This is a genomic window from Streptomyces sp. NBC_00775, from assembly GCF_036347135.1.
In the GTDB taxonomy this organism is placed as follows: Bacteria; Actinomycetota; Actinomycetes; order Streptomycetales; family Streptomycetaceae; genus Streptomyces; species Streptomyces lutosisoli.
The window spans coordinates 5,278,134-5,298,574 of the sequence record NZ_CP108938.1; the positions used below are offsets into that span (position 1 = coordinate 5,278,134).

At 72.0% G+C, this 20,441-nt stretch carries 21 protein-coding genes; 12 read left to right on the top strand and 9 right to left on the bottom strand.

The genetic code is table 11. The features are described 5' to 3' along the window. Positions 1-18 precede the first annotated feature (18 nt). The 3 genes from OIC96_RS23495 to OIC96_RS23505 all read right to left on the bottom strand — a co-directional run bounded on the left by OIC96_RS23495 (position 19) and on the right by OIC96_RS23505 (position 2,217). Positions 19-180, bottom strand: coding sequence for a hypothetical protein (locus tag OIC96_RS23495; RefSeq protein WP_327430224.1), 162 nt, complete (start codon positions 178-180; stop codon positions 19-21). A gap of 200 nt (positions 181-380) precedes the next feature. Beyond that, positions 381-1,187: a metallophosphoesterase family protein gene (locus OIC96_RS23500; protein WP_330462138.1), complete on the bottom strand. Its 807-nt coding sequence runs from the start codon at positions 1,185-1,187 to the stop codon at positions 381-383. A gap of 88 nt (positions 1,188-1,275) precedes the next feature. Beyond that, the gene (locus tag OIC96_RS23505) at positions 1,276-2,217 is read right to left on the bottom strand and encodes a hypothetical protein (protein ID WP_330305932.1); all 942 of its coding nucleotides are present in this window, start codon (positions 2,215-2,217) and stop codon (positions 1,276-1,278) included. Positions 2,218-2,584: 367 nt separating this feature from the next. On the opposite strand from OIC96_RS23505, the gene OIC96_RS23510 reads away from it, so the two are divergent. The 5 genes from OIC96_RS23510 to OIC96_RS23530 are packed head-to-tail and all read left to right on the top strand — an operon-like array spanning position 2,585 to position 6,954. Then, positions 2,585-3,880 (top strand): nucleotidyltransferase family protein, encoded by a 1,296-nt coding sequence (locus OIC96_RS23510; RefSeq protein ID WP_330305931.1) that lies wholly within the window; start codon positions 2,585-2,587, stop codon positions 3,878-3,880. Continuing rightward, positions 3,880-4,866 (top strand): ABC transporter ATP-binding protein, encoded by a 987-nt coding sequence (locus tag OIC96_RS23515; RefSeq protein ID WP_330305930.1) that lies wholly within the window; start codon positions 3,880-3,882, stop codon positions 4,864-4,866. The genes OIC96_RS23510 and OIC96_RS23515 overlap by 1 nt, the downstream gene beginning before the upstream one ends. Next, complete coding sequence (locus OIC96_RS23520; RefSeq protein ID WP_327430219.1) at positions 4,863-5,630, top strand: ABC transporter permease; 768 nt, start codon at positions 4,863-4,865, stop codon at positions 5,628-5,630. The genes OIC96_RS23515 and OIC96_RS23520 overlap by 4 nt, the downstream gene beginning before the upstream one ends. Beyond that, positions 5,627-6,505: an ABC transporter permease gene (locus OIC96_RS23525; RefSeq protein ID WP_330305929.1), complete on the top strand. Its 879-nt coding sequence runs from the start codon at positions 5,627-5,629 to the stop codon at positions 6,503-6,505. The genes OIC96_RS23520 and OIC96_RS23525 overlap by 4 nt, the downstream gene beginning before the upstream one ends. A gap of 56 nt (positions 6,506-6,561) precedes the next feature. Beyond that, complete coding sequence (locus OIC96_RS23530) at positions 6,562-6,954, top strand: TOBE domain-containing protein (protein WP_330305928.1); 393 nt, start codon at positions 6,562-6,564, stop codon at positions 6,952-6,954. Positions 6,955-6,981: 27 nt separating this feature from the next. Here the strand turns inward: OIC96_RS23530 and OIC96_RS23535 are convergent, their stop codons facing one another. Both OIC96_RS23535 and OIC96_RS23540 read right to left on the bottom strand, forming a co-directional pair. Next, the gene (locus OIC96_RS23535; protein ID WP_330305927.1) at positions 6,982-7,914 is read right to left on the bottom strand and encodes a LysR family transcriptional regulator; all 933 of its coding nucleotides are present in this window, start codon (positions 7,912-7,914) and stop codon (positions 6,982-6,984) included. Between the two features lie 92 nt (positions 7,915-8,006). Then, positions 8,007-9,605, bottom strand: a complete 1,599-nt coding sequence (locus OIC96_RS23540; protein WP_330305926.1) for a PucR family transcriptional regulator — start codon at positions 9,603-9,605, stop codon at positions 8,007-8,009. A gap of 192 nt (positions 9,606-9,797) precedes the next feature. Between OIC96_RS23540 and OIC96_RS23545 the strand changes: the two genes are divergently transcribed. Together OIC96_RS23545 and OIC96_RS23550 are read left to right on the top strand one after the other, a co-directional pair. Beyond that, positions 9,798-10,619 (top strand): FAD binding domain-containing protein, encoded by an 822-nt coding sequence (locus OIC96_RS23545; RefSeq protein ID WP_330305925.1) that lies wholly within the window; start codon positions 9,798-9,800, stop codon positions 10,617-10,619. After that, positions 10,616-13,387 (top strand): molybdopterin-dependent oxidoreductase, encoded by a 2,772-nt coding sequence (locus OIC96_RS23550; RefSeq protein ID WP_330305924.1) that lies wholly within the window; start codon positions 10,616-10,618, stop codon positions 13,385-13,387. The genes OIC96_RS23545 and OIC96_RS23550 overlap by 4 nt, the downstream gene beginning before the upstream one ends. On the opposite strand, the gene OIC96_RS23555 is transcribed toward OIC96_RS23550, so the two are convergent. Continuing rightward, positions 13,372-13,857: a molybdopterin-dependent oxidoreductase gene (locus OIC96_RS23555; protein ID WP_330305923.1), complete on the bottom strand. Its 486-nt coding sequence runs from the start codon at positions 13,855-13,857 to the stop codon at positions 13,372-13,374. The genes OIC96_RS23550 and OIC96_RS23555 overlap by 16 nt on opposite strands. 208 nt (positions 13,858-14,065) lie before the next feature. On the opposite strand from OIC96_RS23555, the gene modA reads away from it, so the two are divergent. The 3 genes from modA to OIC96_RS23570 are packed head-to-tail and all read left to right on the top strand — an operon-like array spanning position 14,066 to position 16,862. Beyond that, on the top strand, positions 14,066-14,890 hold the full coding sequence (gene modA / locus OIC96_RS23560; RefSeq protein ID WP_330305922.1) for a molybdate ABC transporter substrate-binding protein: 825 nt from the start codon (positions 14,066-14,068) through the stop codon (positions 14,888-14,890). Continuing rightward, positions 14,887-15,753: an ABC transporter permease gene (locus tag OIC96_RS23565; RefSeq protein ID WP_330305921.1), complete on the top strand. Its 867-nt coding sequence runs from the start codon at positions 14,887-14,889 to the stop codon at positions 15,751-15,753. The genes modA and OIC96_RS23565 overlap by 4 nt, the downstream gene beginning before the upstream one ends. Beyond that, positions 15,750-16,862, top strand: coding sequence for an ABC transporter ATP-binding protein (locus OIC96_RS23570; protein WP_330305920.1), 1,113 nt, complete (start codon positions 15,750-15,752; stop codon positions 16,860-16,862). The genes OIC96_RS23565 and OIC96_RS23570 overlap by 4 nt, the downstream gene beginning before the upstream one ends. Here the strand turns inward: OIC96_RS23570 and OIC96_RS23575 are convergent, their stop codons facing one another. Beyond that, on the bottom strand, positions 16,863-17,795 hold the full coding sequence (locus OIC96_RS23575) for an FkbM family methyltransferase (protein WP_330305919.1): 933 nt from the start codon (positions 17,793-17,795) through the stop codon (positions 16,863-16,865). 141 nt (positions 17,796-17,936) lie between these two features. On the opposite strand from OIC96_RS23575, the gene OIC96_RS23580 reads away from it, so the two are divergent. Beyond that, positions 17,937-18,401, top strand: a complete 465-nt coding sequence (locus OIC96_RS23580; RefSeq protein WP_330305918.1) for a cupin domain-containing protein — start codon at positions 17,937-17,939, stop codon at positions 18,399-18,401. Positions 18,402-18,854: 453 nt separating this feature from the next. Then, positions 18,855-19,274, top strand: coding sequence for an ATP-binding protein (locus tag OIC96_RS23585; protein WP_330305917.1), 420 nt, complete (start codon positions 18,855-18,857; stop codon positions 19,272-19,274). 203 nt (positions 19,275-19,477) lie between these two features. Here OIC96_RS23585 and OIC96_RS23590 read toward each other — a convergent pair whose 3' ends face one another. Beyond that, a complete protein-coding gene (locus tag OIC96_RS23590; protein ID WP_010986199.1) occupies positions 19,478-19,681 on the bottom strand; it encodes a cold-shock protein in 204 nt (67 codons plus the stop codon). Between the two features lie 269 nt (positions 19,682-19,950). Then, a complete protein-coding gene (locus OIC96_RS23595; protein WP_327430208.1) occupies positions 19,951-20,289 on the bottom strand; it encodes a MerR family transcriptional regulator in 339 nt (112 codons plus the stop codon). Between the last annotated feature and the right edge of the window lie 152 nt (positions 20,290-20,441).

Genomic DNA, 20,441 nt, shown 5'->3' on the forward strand with positions numbered 1-20,441 from the left:
CGACACGTGACGCCGTGCTCAGAAGTTCGGCACGCAGTCGGTGCAGGTGGTGCGGAACTTGGCGATGTGCACGGCCTGACGGTCCGTGATCATCCGCTCGACCAGGCGCGGCAGCAGCATCACCGGCGCGGGTGTCGTCGTGGTGGTGGTCTTCGGGGTGGCGAGTGGAGCTGTCTGCATGGATTCCTCCTGCTTGCCGGAAAGGTGCGAGAGAAAAGTGCCAAACAACTTTCAGTTTTTGCGTGAACAGGTCAACACATGGCGAGTTGGCCTGTCAACACCGGACGGTCCAGCATTTCCACCCCAACTCTCCCTGTGTTTCGGTGAGTTGATGGAATGGAAACAATGAATGCCGCGCGCGGCGGAAGCGGCAGCGGCTGTCAATTGACGAAAATGAGGGATTCCGCTTCCTCCACGATCTTCTCCGGGACGGGCGGGCTCATCAGGGTGCCGGCATAGCGCTCGGCGTCCGGGTCCGCCGCCCGGTGGGCGCGGGCGACGGCGTCCGAGACGTCGTACCGCGTGGTCCTCAGACGGACGTCGGGGCCCAGCAGAGCCCAGTACGCGGTGCCCGGTTCGCCGGAGTGGTACGGCAGCCCGACGCTTCCCGGGTTGACGCTGCGCAGGCCCGCCACCACGCGGTCGAACTGGAGGTGCGAGTGCCCGGTGACCAGGACACGTGCGTCGAGGGCCGCGGACAGCCGCGCGAACCGCTCCTCCGGCGTGCCCGGCGTGACCAGTTCATGGTCGCTGCGCGGGGAGCCGTGGCAGAAGTGCACCGGGCCGAGCCCTTCGATCTCGACCACGACCCCGAAGGGCACCCGGGTGAGGAAGCCGATGGCCTCGGGCGAGTGCCGGTCCGCGATCCACGACTGGCGGGGCGTGTCGGCCACCCGCGCGGCGGTGCCGATCTCGGCGGCGTACCGGTCGGCGTTGCCCCGCACGCACAGGGCGCGCTCGCCCAGCGCGACGATCCGCTCGTACGTCTCCTGCGGCTGCGGGCCCCACGTCAGGTCGCCGTTGAGGACGACGAGGTCGGCCGCGGCGACGTCCGGCTCGGCGAGCACCGCGTCGAAGGCGGGGATGTTCGCGTGGATGTCGGAGAGCACGGCGACCCGGGCCACCGGCCCGTACCGGCGCACCGGCCCTTCCCAGCTCGCCGGGCCGTGCAGCGTGACGTCGTCCATGAGGGAATCGTCCATCGGGGAGTCGTCCATCGGGGATCGGGCCTTTCGGGCGGAGTCCTGGGCGAGGGATGGGCGGCGGGCAGTGGCGTCACGCTGTCGCGGGCGTCGCGGCCGTCGTGGACCTGGTGGTCCGGGGGTGGTTGAGGCGCGTACCGGGAGGCGGTCCTATCAGCGCCGTCCCCTCGGACGGGAGGCCGTCGACCAGATGTGCGGCGATCACTATGCGGTCCCACAGCGGGAGCCCGCCGTCGTCGCCGGCCAGCTCGTCCACCCTGGCGAGGAGCCCGGCGGAGTCGGCCACCGGCGGCAGCGGCGGCAGCTCCGAGCCGGGTGCCGGGGCCAGGGAGTGAGCCGGATGGGCGGCGCAGAGCCGGCGTGCGGCGGCCACCACCCCGGCGGTCCGCTCGGCGGACGGCTCGCCCGCCAGCATCGCCAGCACCTCGTCCCGCCGCCGCCCGGACAGCAGGACGCCCACCTCACGGATCAGATCGGCGGGATCGTCCGGCGCGTGCAGGAAGTTGAGGCACATCAGCTCGCAGCCGAGCGCGCCGCGCAGTGAAGCGCCGCCCGTGTCCCGGTTCTTGGACGATCCCTTCAGCTCGCTGAGCCGTTCGGCCGCCGTCATCCCCGTCCGCTCCGGACCGCGGGTGTCCCGCAGCGCGACGAAGAGGCAGGCCGGCCCCGACTCCAGGATCATGTCCACGGCCCGGATGACGGCCAGCGGCGCGGCGTTGATCTGGTAGCGCCACAGCTCACGGCAGACCCGCGCGTCGACCCGGACCTCCAGCGCGCCGAGCGGCACGAAACCGTGGCCGGCCAGCAGGTCGAGGGCGGGCTCGATACGGCGTCCGACGACGGCGTCGGGCTTGAACATGACGAAGGTGGTACGGCCGAGTGTCCGCTCGGTCTCGTCCGCGTCCCGCCCGTCCAGCAGAGCCGCCATCTCGCGGAAGTAGACGTCGTCCGGATAGGTTCGGCGCCGTACGGGATCGTGTGTGAAGGGAGCCCGCAACCACTCCTGGACGGCCATGATCCTCCGACTCTCCGCTCGGTCGCGGCCCCTGGACTTTCACGGCGATTCACGCCAACTGGGCTGTATGCAAAGCGAGTTGCACCGTTGTCATGCACCAATCGAGGCAATACGCTGAGGCTAACTTCCAAGACCGAACACATCAAGGAGGGTCCCATGAGCGTCGCCTTCAAGAAGGTTACGGTCCGCCCGAAGCCGGGCAAGTAAGCGACCGGTGTCGATGCGATCGGGATCGGTGTGTCCGGTTTTCCGGAGATCCTGATCGCGTCTTCCGTCGCTCGCCTTCGCGACTCTTTTGCATCTCCTTTTCCCTTCGCGTCACCCCTTCGACCACAACAAAAGCTCGCTCACGGGGGCGGAGTCGGCGTTGACTGAAGTAACGACCGGAACCGCGGTCACGGCCGACACGGTTCTCGCCCTGCTGGAGGCCGGGCCCCGGTCCGCCCGCGACACCGCGCTGCGTACGGCCCGCGGCGGCCGGCACAAGCTCGCCGCCACCCTGCTGAGCCTGTGGGCCGCGGGCGGCGAGAAGCTCACGGACGACCAGACGGCCGAGCTGCGGCTGGCCCGGGAACGCGTCGAGCGTTACCAACAGGTCTGGGAACGCCTCCAGGAACACGCGCCCGACGCCTTCCTCCTCAAGGGAATGACGATCGCCGCCCTCTATCCGCCGGGGATACTCCGCTCGGCCGGCGACCTCGACGTCATCTGCCCCCGCCATGCCGATCTGTGGGCCTGCGCCCGCCATCTGGCCGCCACCGGCTGGGAGTTGGAGGCCTTCACCGTGGGGCCCGCCCGCCCCGGCGACACCGTCTCCCCGCACCTGGGCGCGGAGTTCCGCAAGCCGACGCCCGATCCGTCCCAGGATCCCTACGCCGTCGGCCTGTTCACCGCCGAGATCGTGACGGACGTCCACGGACCGGCCCGGCAGCTCGCCCGCCCGCCGCGTTCCCCGCTGGCCGCGAGCACGGTCGCCCTGGTCGCGGAACGGTGGGAACGCCCCTTCCGCTCCCGTGACCTGCTCGACCTGGTCCTGCTGCTGCGGGCCCTGGACGAGCAGGGCGTACGGCAGGTGCGCGACGACCTCGACAAGGCGGGCCTGTGGCCGGAGTGGCGGGAGGCGATGCGCGGGATCGGCCGCCTCGGCTGGCGGCCCGCGGTGGTGTTGCCGCACACCCGCGCGGCGGCCGTACGCGCACGGCTGCTGCGGTCGGCGCGCACCGCCGTGCGCTGGAGCAGCCCGGTGCGCGCGGCGGCCTTCGCCGCGCAGTCCGGCATCGAGGGCCGCGGCGGACGCCTCGCCGCCCTCGCCTCCGACCTCGTACACCGCCGGCCGGGCGCACGGCGGCTGCTCGCCGCGGGGGTGCCGCTGTTCGGGGTGCCGCTGGACGCACCCGCCGATGCGACTCCGGACGCGCCCGACGGCGTACATCCGGACGCCCCCATGGACGGATCGCTGGACGCCGAGCCCGTCGAGCGGCTGCGGCTCGACGACATCGGCCGCCATCTGGTCGCGCGGACCCCGCTGGGTTCCTTCCTGCTGGTGTCGGGTGCCGCCCGGCAGGAATGGCTCGACGAGGCGGGCGGCCCGGCATCCGCCCCCTCCAGTACATCCGGCACACCCGGCACCAACCACTCTTCGTCCGTGCGAACGGGAGCGTGATGCGCGACAGCGGCACTCGGCCGGGCGGTGCGCACCTGGCCGTCGACACCCGCCGGCTGCGGCGGGAGTACCGCGTGCGGCGCGGCCCGGCGGTCACCGCCCTGGACGACGTCTCGATCGAGGTGGAGCAGGGCGAGGTGCACGGACTGCTCGGCCCGAACGGGGCCGGCAAGAGCACCCTGATGAAGATCCTCTCCACGGTGCTGCTGCCGACCTCCGGAAGCGCGTATGTGCTCGGCCACGACCTGGTGACCGAGCACCGGCGGATCCGGCCGCTGCTCGGCATCGTCTTCGGCGGCGAACGCGGGCTCTATCCCCGTCTGACGGCCCGCCAGAATCTGCGCTACTGGGCCGCGTTGTACGGCATGTCCACCAAGAAGGGCCTCGCCAGGACCGACGCGCTGCTCGATGAACTCGGCCTGGCCGAACGGGCCGACGACCGCGTGGAGACCTTCTCGGTCGGCATGCGCCAGCGGCTGCACCTGGCCCGGGGGATCATCGGGGACCCGCGCGTCCTGCTGCTCGACGAGCCCACCAACGGCCTGGACCCGCTGGCCGCCCGCCAGTTGCGCGAACTGATCCAGCGGCTCGCCGGGGAGGGCCGCACCATCCTCATCGCCACGCACGACCTGGCCGAGGCGGAAGTGCTCTGCGACCGCGTCACGATGATCAACCACGGCCGGGTGATCGCGGCGGAGGCGCCGAAGACCCTGGCGCGGCTGGTGTCACGGCAGGAACGCGTCCGCATCCGCGCCGATGCCGGGCTGCTCGACCGGGTGCGCGCCCTCGCCGGTGTCCTCGGCGTGGACCCGGCCGACGACGGCACGGCGGTCGTCTCCGTCGACAGCCAGGAGGCCGTCGGCACCGTGCTGGCCTTCGTGGTCGCCGAGGGCGTCACCGACGTACGCACGGAGCTGCCCAGCCTCGAAGAGGTCTACCTCCGGCTCGTCCACCGCAACGAGAAGCGCAGCGTGGTGAACCGGTGAGTCTGCTCGCCGCGGCCGGGCGCTTCCAGGGCCGGCTGGTGCTGACCCACCGCGACTACCTCATCGACCTGGTGCGCACGCCCCTGCTCGCCGCCGTGTTCCTGCTGCTGATCCGGCACAACGACCGGCCGGACCTCCTCGCCTACGGGCTGCTCGCACCGGTGCTGATGGGTGTGTGGAGCATGGCGATGCTGATCTCCGGGGAGGTCGTCGACAACGACCGCTGGCTCGGCACCCTGGAACTCCAGATCGCGGCGCCGGCCGGCTTCGCCCGGGTGGTGCTCAGCCGGGTCTGGGTGACCACGGCGATCAGTCTGCTGACGGTGGTGGAGGTCGCCGCCGTCGCGATCCTCGGCTTCGGCATCGTCCCCGACGTACCGCACCCGTTCGTCTTCCTCGTGGGCCTGCTCGCCACCGCGGTCGCCACCGCCGGGTCCGCCACCCTGATGGCCGCCCTGTTCGTGGCGACGCGCACCGCCCGCACCTTCCAGAACTCGCTGAGCTATCCGGTGCTGCTGCTCGGCGGGGTGTTCACCCCCCTCGACCGGCTGCCGGAGTGGACCCATCCGATCGGCCGGCTCATCTACCTCTCCTGGAGTTCCGACCTGCTGCGCGACGCGCTGGGCCCGGCCCCCGTCACCTCGGTGGCCTGGCGGACCGGCGCCGTCCTCGGCCTCGGGCTCCTCACCGGACTCGGCGGCCGGCTGCTGCTCGGCAGGGTCGTACGGCTGGTGCGGGAGACCGGGACGGTGGGGCTGACATGAGCGGCGGCACGGATGAAATGGCCACCGCTGCGGACGCGACGGCCGCCGCGCGAGCCGATGACACACCGGACGCGTCCAGTGGCCTCGGCCGCCGTCTCCAGGTGCTGGGCTGGGCGGCACGCGCCGGAGCCGCCGACTACGCCACGGTCTTCACGTGGAAGACCTGGCTGCTCGGCTGGTTCGTGCGGATGCTCGCCCAGGTGCTGTTCTTCACCACCATCGGCGACCTGCTCGGCCCCGGCCAGGCCCGCTATCTGCTGATCGGCAACGCGGTGGCGCTGGTGGCGCTGCACGGCATCTTCGCAACCGCGTCGACCACCTGGGAACTGCAGAACGGCACACTGCCCCTGCTGGTCGCCTCGCCCAGCAGTCCCTCGCTGGTCCTGCTGGGGCGGAGCCTGTTCTGGCTGCCGGACGGCGTGGCGTGCGGCCTGGGGGCGGTGCTCATCCTCGCCCCCGTGGCGGACCTGCGGCTGACCGTGGCCAAGGTGGCCCTGCTCGCCGCGCTGCTCGTCCTCGTCGCGATGACGAGCTACTGCCTCGGCCTGTTCCTGGGTTCCCTGGTGCTGACCGCCGCGGACCTGCGCAACGTGGTCTCCAACGCCGCGTTCACGGTGATGATGATCGTCTGCGGCCCGGAGGTTCCGGCGAGCGCCGTCGGCCCGGTGCTCGGCCGGATCGGCGATGTCCTGCCGCTGACCCACGGCCTCCTCGCGGTCCGCGAGGTACTGGCCGGGAGAGCGGGTGCCCACACCGCCGGGCTGGCGGCCTGGGAAACACTGATCGGGGCCTGCTGGCTCGCGGCGGCCCTCACGGTACTGACCTGGCGAGCCCGCCGCAGCCGCCGCGACGGGGCGGTCCTCTTCCTGACCTGACCCTTCCGCCGGGCCTGGCTTGCAGGTGCGAGGATTTCCGACCTATCGTCACGCGCATGCAGTCGTACACCATCGGCCAGGCCGCCCGGCTCCTCGGCGTGAGCCCCGACACCGCCCGGCGGTGGGCGGACGCCGGGCGGGTGGCCACGCATCGGGACGAGGGCGGGCGGCGGCTCATCGACGGGCGGGATCTCGCCGCGTTCTCGGTGGAGCTCGCGAAGACCGGTGGTGAGGAAGACGCCTCCTACACCTCCGTGCGCAACGCGTTCCCCGGCATCGTCACCGCCGTCAAGCTCGGCGATGTCGCGGCCCAGGTCGAGATCCAGGCGGGCCCGCACCGGCTGGTCTCCCTGCTGACCCGGGAGGCCGTGGAGGAGCTGGGCCTGGAGGTCGGCATGGAGGCCACGGCGCGGGTGAAGTCCACCAACGTGCACATCGACCGCGCCTGAGCGACAGCCCCTGCTTGCTCGCCCCGCTCAACCCCCCGCGCCCAGATACGTCTTCAGCAGCGCGTCCAGCGCGTCCTGTACCCCCACCTCCCGCGCGACCTTCAACAGCGCCTCGGCCAGCACGGACTGAGGCTCGCTCCGGGCCACGACGAGCCCCACCCGCGGCCCGTGCGCGGGCCCCACCAGCGGCACCACCCGCATCCCGTCCGGCACCCCGAACATGTGCAGCCAGGCGTGCGAGATCACGCTGGACCAGCGGCCGCCGGGCAGATGCGCGTACAGCCCGGCGACACTGTCCGACTCGATCGCCGGGGCGGCCGTCGCACCGTCGGCGGCGAAGCACTCGTCGATGATCCGCCGGTTGCGCATGCGCGGGCTGAGCAGGCACAGCGGCACGGCGGCCACGTCGGCCCAGCGTGCGGTGGACGCGGTGGCGAGCGGACCGTCCACCGGGGTCAGGAGCACATACCGCTCCTCGTACAGCGGGAAGCGGCGTACGTGACGGAGCTCGTCGTCGTCGAGATACGTCATCGCCGCGTCCAGCTCGAACTCGGCGAGACCGTGGGTGATCTCGGCGGACGACAGCGACTCCAGGCGGACCCGCGCCCCCGGATGCCGCTCGCAGAACGGGGTGGTGAGCAGGGAGGCCGCCGGCAGCGCCGTCGGCACGATCCCCAGGCGCAGGGTGCCGGCCAGGCCGCCGCGCAGCGCCGACAGCTCCTGGTGCAGGGCGTCGCGCTCGGCGAGGATGCGGTGCGCCCAGGCGAGGACGACCTCGCCCTCCGGGGTGAGCCCCTCGTACCGCCTGTCCCGGCGCACGATCGGCACGTCCAGCTCGTGCTCCAGGCGGCGTATCGCGGCGGACAGCGACGGCTGGGACACGAAGCAGGCGGCCGCCGCGCGGGCGAAGTGCCGCTCCCGGGCGAGCGCGACCAGGTACTCCAGCTGACGCAGCAGCATGGGTCACACCTCCCGTCGGCCGGTCACGTCGTCACGTCACCTCGGCGGCTCACGTTCGCAGACCACGGGCGTTTCTGTCACTGTCCGGTGGGTCACCGCCCGGGCCGCTCCCGGCACAGCAGGGCGGCCCGCAGGTCCAGCCGGTCGTGGAGGCGGGACAGGTCGCGGCCGGTGAAGTGCTCGATGCGCCCGATGCGGTAGTGGACGGTGTTGACGTGCAGGTGCAGCGCCTCGGCCGTGCGCGCCCAGGAGCCGTCGCAGCGCAGGAAGGTCTCCAGGGTCTCCAGGAGCACGGCGGCGGACGCGCTCCGGGGGTCGAGCAGCCCGCCCAGCACGGTCCTGCTGAACGCGGCGCGCACCTCCGCCGGTATGCCGGTGAGCAGCGTGTCCAGGCCGGTGAGCGACGCCGCGTCGGTGAGTACCGAAGCGTCCGGGCCGGTGGTACGGGCCGACGCCAGCGCGTAGCGGGCCTGCTCCAGCGCCCCGTTCAGCCCCTCGGGCCCGACCCCGGCCGCCCCGATCCCGCCGTGCAGCCGGACGGCCGGTTCGCAGCCGGTGAGGAGGGGCCAGACAACGGCGAGGGCGGTACCGAGATCGGCACCGGGGGTGGGGGCGGGGGCGGCATCGGCCGAGCCGTCCTCCTCCTCGGTTACGACCGCGAAGGCGGCCCCGTCCGGCAACCGCCCGACCGCCACGCCCTCCGGCCGCACATGCGCCACCGCCTCCGCCAGCGCCCCTTCCGCGAGCCCGGCACTGACCGCGTCCGTGTGCGTGCCCGCGCCCCCATCCCCGTACGCATCCGCGACGATCACCCGGAACGCCCCCGCGCCGTCGAGTCCGCACGCCCGCAACGCACCCCGTACGGCGGAGACCTCGGCCCCCGGCCGCACCAGCAGCGCGCCGAGTTCGTCCGCCGCCTGCTGTTCCCCGGCCCGGCGCCGCGCGCGCGACTCCTGGCAGCGGGCCAGCACCGCCGCGATCTCCTGCAGCAGCCGGGGCGGCGCGTCGTCGGTTCGCGGCAGATGCAGCAGCCAGCGCCCGTACGGGGAGACCGTCTCGGACTCGACGGGAAGGGTCACCCCCGCCCCGCCCGCCATCAGCGCCACGGCCTCCCGCGCGGGCACCGGCACCGCCGTGGCCGTCTCCGTCGCCGCCACCGTCCGTCCAGTCGCCGTGAAGACGTACGCGAGGGGCCGGTCGAGATGGGCGAAGGCGGCCTCGACAAGGTCGTCGGGACCGGCTTCGCGGGCCAGCAGCCGGTGCAGCCGCCCGCGCACGGTCTCGGGCAGCGCGTGCAGCCGGCTCAGCTCGCCCCACTGCTGGAGATAGACCGTGTCGGTGATGGCCCGGAACATGATGTGGGCCGGGACCGCCGCCACCGGCAGCCCGTACCGGCGGCAGGCCTCGACGAGGTCCTCGGGCACCACCCCGTGGGTCTCCTCCCCGGCCAGCAGCACCGCCGCCCCGGCGCCGCGCAGCGCCGAGACGAACCGTTCCGCCCGGTCCGCGCCGTCCTCCTGGTTCCACCACACCAGCCCGCTGAGTACGACCTCGCCGGGGCGCACGAAACGGGCCGGGTCCTCCAGGTCGGTCGCGGTCACCCCGCTGATCTCCCGCCGCAGCTGCGGCTCCTCGGCCCAGAGCAGGCGCAGGCCGAGGGATTCGTCGTTCAGGAGATGGTGGACGTACATGTGCTGAGGCTCCTCGTGCAACCGCATTCACCAGGCAAGTGCGAGTAAATGCATAGTAAATGCAAGCCTACGAACGAGTACGCCCCAGGTTCACTCCTTGGTTGATCACCCAACAACCCCGCCGAAACCCTCGGACTTTCCGTGCCGTGCACCAGTCGTCCGGGCCCCTCTCGCGTTGCTTCACTGACGGCCATGGACCTGAACACGGTGATGGAGATACGGGACGCCCGGCATCCCGCGCCCTGGCGGCCGGGCGACGCCTGGCTCGGCGGCGGAACCTATCTGTTCTCGGAGCCGCAGCCGCGCCTGCGGCGCCTGGTCGACCTGAGCCGGACCGGCTGGACGCCCGTGCGAAACCACCCCGACGGCTCCCTCGGCATCGCCGCGACCTGCACGATCGCCCAGCTGTCGCGCCACGCGAAGGAGCTGCGGGCGCGGGCGGCGCCCCTTTTCGAGCAGTGCTGCCGCGCCTTCCTCGCCTCCTTCAAGATCTGGAACATGGCCACGGTCGGCGGCAACCTCTGCAACGCCCTCCCGGCCGGCCCGATGATCTCCCTCACGGCGGCCCTGGACGGCGAGTGCCTGCTGCTGGCCCAGGACGGCGCACTCCGCCGGGTGCGTGTCGCGGACTTCGTCACCGGAGCGGGCCGCAAGGTCCTCGCCGAGGGCGAACTGCTGCGGTCCGTCACCCTGCCGGCCCGCGCGCTCGACTGCCGTACGGCGTTCCGGCAGGCGTCGCTGTACGGGCTCGGCCGCTCGGGTGTCCTGGTCATCGGCACGCTCGACCCGGTCGACCACTCCCTCGCCGTCACGGTCACCGCGGCCACCGTCCGGCCGGTGCGGCTGTGGTTCCCGCTGCCGCCGACCGCCCACGGACTGCGTACGGCGATCGAGGCGGCCGTCGGCGACGACGAGTGGTTCGACGACATCCACGGGCTGCCCGAGTGGCGGCGGCACATGACGTTCCGGTACGCGGAGGAGATCCGCCGGGAACTGGGAGAGGCGGCAGCATGAGGATCGAGGTCAACGGCCGGTCCTTCGCGGACGAGCCACGCCCCGGGCAGTGTCTGCGCACGTATCTGCGTGAGCGCGGCTGGTTCGGTGTGAAGAAGGGCTGCGACGCGGGCGACTGCGGCGCCTGCACGGTCCATGTGGACGGCGAGCCCGTGCACAGCTGCCTCTACCCGGCCTTCCGGGCCGACGGCCGCGAGGTCACCACAGTCGAGGGGCTTGCGTCGCCGGACGGCGAACTCCACCCCGTACAGCGGAAGTTCCTGGACGCGCAAGGCTTCCAGTGCGGCTTCTGCACGGCCGGTTTCCTGATGACGACCGCGGCACTGAACGAGGACCAACTCGCCGATCTCCCCCGGGCGTTCAAGGGAAACCTCTGCCGCTGCACCGGTTACCGGGCCATCGAGGACGCCGTACGGGGTGTCTGCCACGCCGAGGCACCCTCGGCCGGGGAGGCGGTCGGCCGCAATCTGCCCGCCCCCGCCGGGCCCCAGGTCGTCACCGGCACCGCCCGCTACACCTTCGACGTCGACATCCCGGGCCTGCTGCACATGAAGCTGCTGCGGTCCCCGCACCCGCACGCCCGTATCACCGCGATCGACACCTCCGCCGCCCTGCGCGTGCCCGGCGTCCACGCCGTCCTCACCCACCAGGACGCCCCGGAGCGGCACTTCTCCACCGCCCGCCACGAGCACCCCACGGAGGACCCGGACGACACCCGCGTCCTCGACGACACCGTCCGCTTCATCGGCCAGCGCGTCGCCGCCGTGGTCGCGGACAGCGAGGCCGCCGCCGAGGAGGGCTGCCGCCGCGTCGAGGTGACGTACGAGGTGCTGCCCGCGGTCGTCGACCCCGAGGAGGCGATGCGGCCCGGCGCGCCGGTCGTGCACGACAAGGACGCGGCCACGGCCCGTATCGCCCGCCCCCGGAACAACGTCGTCGGCGAGGCGCACGGCGAGATCGGTGACGTCGAGGCGGGCTTCGCCGAGGCCGACGCCGTGTACGAGGACACGTACCGCACCCAGCGCGTCCAGCACGCCAGCCTGGAGACGCACGGCGCGGTGGCCTGGTTCGACGAGGACGACAGGCTGAACGTACGCACCAGTTCACAGACACCGTTCCTGACCCGGCGCGCCCTGTGCGCCCTGTACGACCTCCCCCCGGAACAGGTGCGGGTCGTCGCGGGCCGGGTCGGCGGCGGCTTCGGCGGCAAGCAGGAGATGCTCGTCGAGGACATCGTGGCCCTGGCGGTGCTGCGGCTGCGCCGCCCGGTGAAACTGGAGTACACCCGCGCCGAACAGTTCTACGGGGCGACCACCCGCCACCCGTTCACCATCCACGTGAAGGCCGGCGCCCGCCGCGACGGCACCCTCACCGCCCTCCAGCTGCGCGTCGTCTCCAACACGGGCGCGTACGGCAATCACGGACCGGCGGTGATGTTCCACAGCGTCGGCGAGTCGATGGCCGTCTACCGCGCCCCGCACAAGAAGGTCGACGCCTTCTCCGTGTACACGCACACCGTCCCGGCCGGCGCCTTCCGCGGTTACGGCCTCGGCCAGGTGATGTTCGCGATGGAGTCCGCCCTCGACGAGCTCGCCCGCCAACTGGGCCTGGACCCCCTGGAGTTCAAGGCGAAGAACATCATCGGCCCCGGCGAGCCGATGATCACCCCCGGCGGTGAGGAGGAGGACCTGCACATCGCCAGCTACGGCCTCGACCAGTGCCTCGCCGTCGTCCGCCGCGCCCAGGCGGAACCGGTGACGGAACCGGTGACGGCCGAACCCGCCCCGGAGGGCTGGCTGGTGGGCGAGGGCACGGCGCTCGCGATGATCGCGACGGGACCGCCCGGCGGCCACATCGCCGACGCCAAGGCGACCCTGCTGCCCGACGGGAACTTCGAACTGTGCGTCGGCACCGCCGAGTTCGGCAACGGCACCACCACCGTCCACCGGCAGATCGCGGCCGGTGAACTCGCCACCACCGTCGACCGGATCACCGTCCGCCAGTCCGACACCGACGTCGTACGCCATGACACGGGCGCCTTCGCCTCGACCGGCACCGTCGTCGCGGGCAAGGCCACCCTGCGCGCCTCCCGCGCCCTCGCCGACCTGCTCCTCGACTTCGCCGCCGCCCAACTGCGGCTGCCGCGGACCGACTTGAGGCTCGCGGAGGAGGCGGTACTCCACCCGGGCGGACGGCTCGCGCTCAAGGAGCTGTACGAGGCCGCGAAGGCGGTCGGTGTCTCCTTCACCGCCGACGGGCACTTCGGCGGCACCCCACGCTCGGTCGCCTTCAACGCCCAGTGGTTCCGCCTCGCCGTCGACCCCGGCACCGGCGAGATCCGCGTCCTGCGCAGTGTGCACGCCGCCGACGCGGGCAAGGTCATGAACCCGATGCAGTGCCGCGGCCAGGTCGAGGGCGGGGTCGCCCAGGCGCTGGGCGCGACCCTCTTCGAGAACGTACGGCTCGACGCGCGCGGCGAGGTCGAGACGGCCGCCTTCCGCCGCTACCGGCTCCCCCAGTACGCCGACGTCCCGCGCACCGAGGTCCACTTCGTGGAGACCGCCGACACCATCGGCCCGCTCGGCGCCAAGTCGATGAGCGAGAGCCCCTTCAACCCGGTCGCCCCGGCCTTCGCCAACGCCCTGCGCGACGCCACCGGCCTGCGCTTCACGGAACTGCCGCTGACCCGCGACCGGGTGTGGCTGGCCCTCGACGCGGCGGGCCCGGCGACGGGCGACGCGAACACCAGGGATCAGCCCGGGTCGTAGCCGCCGTCCACCCGTATCGCGTTGATCCCGCTGATGTGCCGGGCCCCGCAGCGGTCCTGCGGCAGCACCAGCTGGGGGCCGGCCCGGTCGAGCGGGGTGTCGTCGATGCCGACCGCGAGCAGGACCGGGGCGTCGGCGAAGTCCGGGTCGATCTCGGCCCAGGTCAGCAGGGCGTGGTGGCCGTCCGCCCCGGTCACCGCGATGAGGAAGCGCAGCCGGTCCTTGCGGCGGGCCGGGTCGAAACCCGGCCCGGCGTCCCGCAGGACGTCATGCAGCAGCGGCCCCTCGAACCGGTGGTGCTGTACGCCGCTGGTGGCGCACTCGAAACTGACCTCGGCCCGGCGCTGGGGCCAGGCCAGCAGGTCGGGCACGGTCAGCCGGGCGGGCCTGGCGAGGTCTCCGGTCAGGTCCAGCTCCGCGAGGGCGGGAGCGGGCGGCTGGTGCACGGACGGGGTCAGGGACTGGCTCACTGGGCAGCACCTCCCGAAAGACCGTACCCAGCAGACCGTCCCGTAAAAACGCACATGCATACATCCCAAGGTAAATCACGCAGCTCATGCGATGCGACAGGAGACTTACGGCTTGCATATGCGGAAGTATGATCTGCGTATGCACGGCTAAAGCTTGTGAGAGCCGCACAGCTCAGAGCATCAGAGCTTCAGAGGGAGTAGACCCGTGATGACCCGTTACGCCCGCCGGACCCGCCGGACCCTGCAGGTGGCCGGTGCCGGTGCCGCCGCGCTGCTGGCCCTGAGCGCCTGCTCCTCCTCCGACGACTCGTCGGCCAAGTCGGACCCGTCGTCCTCGTCGGCCGCGTCGCCGAAGCTGTCGGGCACGGTGACCGTCTTCGCCGCCGCCTCCCTCAAGGAGAGCTTCACGACGCTGGGCAAGGAGTTCGAGAAGGCCCACCCCGGTACGAAGGTGACCTTCAGCTTCGGCGGCAGCGACACGCTCGCCGCGAGCATCACCGGGGGAGCCCCGGCCGACGTCTTCGCCGCCGCGAGCCCCAAGACGATGGCGATCGTGACCGACGCGAAGGACGGGGTCGGCACCCCGGCCACCTTCGTCCGCAACCAGCTGGAGATCGCGACCCTGCCCGGCAACCCCGACAAGGTCGCCTCCCTGAAGGACCTCACCAAGTCCGGTCTCAAGGTCGTACTCTGCGACAAGACGGTGCCGTGCGGCGCCGCCGCGCAGAAGGCGCTGGACGCCAGCAGCCTCAAGCTCACCCCGGTCTCGTACGAGCAGGACGTCAAGAGCGCCCTGACGAAGGTGGAGCTGAAGGAGGCCGACGCCGCCGTCGTCTACAAGACCGATGTGAAGGCGGCGGGTGACAAGGTGGAGGGCGTGGAGTTCCCCGAGTCGGCCAAGGCCATCAACGACTACCCGATCACCCTCCTCAAGGACGCGCCCAACGCGGCCGCGGCCAAGGCGTTCATCGAGCTCGTGACGTCCGCCGAGGGCCAGCAGGTGCTGACGGCGGCAGGGTTCCTCAAGCCGTGACCACGCAGCTGGGCAAGCCGGACGCCGCGGCCGACACCCTCACGGGTGGGCCGCGGCGTCGGCGCGTCGGGACGGGCACGCGCCGTGGGGCTCCGCTTCCCCTGCTGCTGCCCGCACTCGCCGGCCTGGCCTTCCTGCTCCTCCCCCTGATCGCCCTGCTCGTCCGGGCTCCCTGGCGCAGCCTGCCGGAGCAGCTGACCAGTCCGGAGGTCTGGCAGGCCCTCCAGCTGTCCCTGCTCACCGCGACGGCGGCCACCGCGGTGAGCCTGGTCCTCGGCGTGCCGCTCGCCTGGCTCCTCGCCCGGACCGACTTCCCGGGGCGCGGCTTCGTACGGGCCCTGGTCACCCTGCCGCTCGTCCTGCCCCCGGTGGTGGGCGGTGTCGCGCTGCTCCTCGCCCTCGGCCGCAACGGCGTCGTCGGGCAGTGGCTGGACTCGTGGTTCGGGATCACCCTGCCGTTCACCACGGCCGGGGTGGTCGTGGCCGAGGCGTTCGTCGCGATGCCGTTCCTCGTCATCAGCGTGGAGGGCACCCTGCGGTCCGCCGACCCGCGCTACGAGGAGGCCGCCGCGACCCTCGGCGCCTCCCGCTTCACCGCGTTCCGCCGGGTCACCCTGCCGCTGATCGCGCCCGGCATCGCGGCCGGTTCCGTACTGGCGTGGGCCCGCGCACTCGGCGAGTTCGGCGCGACGATCACCTTCGCGGGCAACTTCCCCGGCCGTACGCAGACGATGCCGCTGGCGGTCTACCTGGCCCTGCAGAGCGACCCGGCGGCCGCGATCGCGCTGAGCCTGGTGCTGCTGATGGTGTCGATCGCCGTCCTCGCGGGGTTGCGCGACCGGTGGATGACGGCGGCGTCATGACGGACCTCATCCCCACCCCCGACACCGAGTCCGCCTCCGGCAAGGGCCTGGACGCCCGCCTGGTCGTCCACCGCGGCTCCTTCCACCTCGACGTGTCGCTGTCGGCCGCGCCCGGTGACGTCGTCGCGCTGCTCGGCCCCAACGGCGCCGGAAAGTCCACCGCGCTCCGCGCCCTGGCCGGACTCGCCCCCCTGTCGGACGGCGGCCACCTGCGGCTGGACGGCGCGGCCCTGGACCGTACGCCGCCCGAGTCCCGCCCCGTCGGCGTCGTCTTCCAGGACTATCTGCTCTTCCCGCACCTGACCGCACTCGACAACGTCGCCTTCGGACCGCGCTGCCAGGGCGTGCCCAAGGCGGAGGCCCGGGCGCAGGCGGCGGCATGGCTGGAGCGCATGGGGCTGGCCGACCACGCCGGAGCCAAGCCACGCCGTCTCTCCGGCGGCCAGGCACAACGCGTCGCCCTCGCCCGCGCCCTGGCCACGCACCCCCGGCTGCTCCTGCTCGACGAACCGCTGGCCGCGCTGGACGCCCGCACGCGCCTCGACGTCCGGGCCCAGCTCCGGCGCCATCTGGCCGGCTTCGAGGCCGTCGCCGTACTCGTGACGCACGATCCGCTGGACGCCATGGTGCTGGCCGACCGGCTGGTGGTCGTCGAACACGGCCGGGTCGTCCAGGAGGGCACCCCCTCCGACATCGCCCGCCATCCGCGCACCGACTACATCGCCCAGCTGGTCGGCCTCAACCTCTACCAGGGGCAGGCCGAGGGCCACGAGGTCCAGCTGGACACAGGCACAGACGCCGGCACGGGCACGGCGACGACCACGATCACCACCACCGAGAACCTGACCGGCCCGGTGTTCGTGGCCTTCCCGCCCGGCGCCGTCACCCTCTACCGCGACCGCCCCACCGGCTCCAGCGCCCGCAACCTGTGGCAGTGCCGGGTCGGCGGCCTGGAAACACACGGCGACCAGATCCGCGTGGACCTGACCGGCGAACTCCCCCTGGCAGCCGACCTGACGACGGTCGCGGTGGCGGAACTCGACCTGCATCCGGGCGCCCCGGTGTGGGCGACGGTGAAGGCGACACAGACGCACGCGTACCCGGCGTAATCAGCCACTCGGCGGCACCGCGTCCGCGCGCACCATCACGCAGTCGAACTCGACCACCCGCCCGGTGGCCGGTTCCCGCGACACGGGGTACATGCCGGTGATCTCGAATCCGCTGTCCTCGTACACGGCGATCGACTCGGCCATCCGCGGACTGCCCTCGTACAGCCGCAGCGTGGCGACCTCGGACTGCATCCCGACGAATGCGGCGACGCGCTCCCCGGCACCCGCGAAGACCTCCAGGTCGTACCCCTGGGTGTCCATCTTCAGATAGGGCCGGGGATCGGTGATCCCGGCGAGCGCCTTGTCCATCATGCCGTCGAGGCGGCGGATCTCGATGTCCTCGGTACGGGACTTCGCGAACCGCTTGTAGCGGTCCTTGCCGTAATCACTGGGCTGGAGAAGGGAGTTCATGGTGTTCCAGCCCACATTGATGGACTGGGTGGCGTCCTCGCGCCCCAGCCCGACCCGGTGCACCCACCACTCCGGATCACCCTCGGCGGCCTTCTGGAGCTTGCCGAACGCCTCCGCCGTGGGTTCGAAGGAGACGATCCGGCCCCGGTAGCCGAGGCGGCGCAACTGCCGTCCGTACTGGCCGGAGTTGGCGCCCACGTCGAAGACGCAGTTCACCTCGCAGCGCTCCAGCAGCGCGGCGACATGCTGACCGCACAGATACGCGGCGGCCGCCACCTGGAACCGGCGTTCGTCGGCCGCCGCCGCCTTCTCGTCGAGAAGCAGCCGCGCACCCGAGTCCCCGAGCGCCACGTTCTTCCAGGCCGCCGCCTTGCCGCGCACCACCAGATCGGCCCACGGCCCCACCGGAACGCGGGTGCGTTCACCCCGCCGGTAGACCACCGCCGCGCCCGATCCGAGATCCAGCACCCGCACCCCGATCCGGGGAAGCAGACCTAGCAGTTTTCTGTGAAGGGTCGGCATCTGCGCACCCTTTCAGACATTCCGTGGAGTTCACCAGGAGTTGGAGAAAGCCTTGCGCGGAGGGCCGGGAGCCGCCGAGCGATCGTCCCCTGCGGCTACGGGGCGTTGACCCGGGGCCAGAGATTGCCCTAAGAGGAGTGAATGACCTCTCCCTCCCCCAATCCGTCCGGCATACCGGCGACAGCCACCGCCCTCGGCATGCGGCCGCACCCCGAAGGCGGCTGGTTCGTCGAGACATGGCGCGCGGAGCAGAGCTTCCGGCCCGACGGCTACCCCGGCCCGCGTGCCGCCGCGACCGGCATCTACTTCCTGCTCGCCCCCGGAGACACGTCCGCGTGGCACACGGTGCGCTCCGAAGAACTCTGGCTCTGGCACCGCGGCGGCCCCCTGGAACTCGTCCTCGGCGGCGACGGCGACAGGCCCGACCCCGAACCGACGGTCGTCCGCCTCGGCCCCGCCGTCGAGGACGGCGAGCGCCCCCAGGCCCTCGTACCCGGCGGAGTCTGGCAGGCCGCCCGCCCGGCGACGGACCAGGAAGTACTGGTCAGTTGCGTCGTGGCACCCGGCTTCGACTACGAGGACTTCCGCCTGGAGGGTCGTCCGTAGCGGTGTTCTCGCCCCCGCCGCCCCTACCCGTCCCATCCCGTTCCTGGGGGCTGCGCCCCCAGACCCCCAAAAGATTGCGCAGTTCCCCGCGCCCCTTAAGGGGCGCGGGGAACTGCGCGACCAGCCCCCACCCACCCGCACCCAACGAACCCGGGCGGGCGCGGGATCGCGGGGCGAAGCCCCGCGCCTTCAGGGGCGCGGGGAACTGCGCGAACGGCCCCCACCGGCCCGCAGACGAAACACAACCCGCGGCCGAAGCACTCACGCGCATCACCACCCCCACCGCCGTACACCCTTAGCGGCTTTGTGACGTACGGCCCTGGTTGCGGATCACCAGAGGCGGGCATCACCCGAAAGCAGGACCGGCCGCGCAGCGTGTCGCGCGGATCCCGGCCGGCGGGGATGGAGCCGTCGGGTGCTGGTTGTCCTGGGAGGGGAAGAGAGGTGTCCGTCATGCGTGCGCACCAGCGCGCCGTCCGGCCGACCGCCCGCGTGGAGTACACACTGCCCCGTACGGCCGTCTCGGCGGGCAGGGCCCGCAGGTTGACGTCGGCGTTTCTCACCCGGCCGCGGCCACGAATGGCGGCACCGACCGCCGACCAGGTCGACGACGCCACGCTGATCGCCTCAGAACTGGTCGCCAACGCCGTACGGCACGGCCGCACCGGTTGTCGGCTGCGGCTGCAGCTGGGGCACGGGCAGGTGACCGTCGAGGTCCACGACGACAGCCCCGGGCGCCCGCGCGTCGGCCCGCTGAACACCGACTCGGAGAGCGGGCGCGGGCTCGCGATGGTCCAGGAACTCGCCCACAGCCTGGAGGTCGTCAGCACCGGCTTCGGCGGCAAGACGGTCCGTGCGGTGCTGGCGGTGTGACCGCCGTTCACCGGGTGGGGTCCTGAGTTTCGCGGGACCGGAAAGCGGGTAGGAGCGCGCGCTCGGCGTCCGAGAAATTTCCCGGGAATTCATTAGCAGGAACAGTCGGGAAAAGCAGATGGCCGGGGCCGCACCTCGCGGTGCTGGCCCCGGCCACCTGTATGCATCAACCGACTCAGAAGTCAGGCGTCAGCGGTCCCAGACTAGGCGGGGACGATGTTCTCCGCCTGCGGGCCCTTCTGACCCTGCGTGACGTCGAACGTCACCTTCTGGCCTTCCTGGAGCTCACGGAAGCCCTGGGTGGCGATGTTCGAGTAGTGAGCGAAGACGTCGGCGCCGCCGCCGTCCTGCTCGATGAAGCCGAAGCCCTTTTCCGCGTTGAACCACTTCACGGTGCCAGTAGCCATATCAAAATCTCCTTCGGGGCAAAGCTCGAGAGCCCACACTGTGTGGACTCGCGTCGCCGCAATGATTGCCCCGTCCGGAAAATGCACCGGAAAAACTTTGGGAACCACAACTGCAACTGATAACGACACTAGCACGATACGAGCCCGGGAGGGCGCGCACTATCTCACCCCGACCCGGGGAATAAAAAAACCTGACGTCGCCACGAGCCAAATTCTGCACTGGCCGAAACAGATATTCGGGCCGGCCGGACACCCCGCAGAGCGGGCGGTCAGGCGTCCTGCGTCGCCGACCGGCGCAGTTCCGCGTTGAGCCGCAGGGCCTCGTCGAGGCGGTCCTCCAGGGTGACGATGCGGCAGGCCGCCTCGACCGGCGTGCCCTGGTCGACCAGCTCGCGGGCGCGGGCCGCGACACGCAGCTGGCGGCGGGAGTAACGGCGGTGGCCGCCTTCGGACCGCAGCGGGGTGATCAGACCCGCCTCGCCGACGGCGCGCAGGAACGCGGGGGTGGCGCCGATCATCTCGGCGGCGCGGCCCATCGTGTACGCGGGGTAGTCGTCGTCTTCGAAACGGTCGCTGGGGCTCGCTGAAGATCCCTGGGGCAGATGCATCACCTCCACTCTGACAGAGCCACGAACAGACCCACGGACGGCGTCCGCCGAGGGACACGCCCCGGCGCGCCGGGGCGTGCTCACCCGGACGGCTCCGTGCGCTGGTGGGCGAGCGTGCCCGGTGGTGGCGTGGGAGGACACACCGCGTCCTC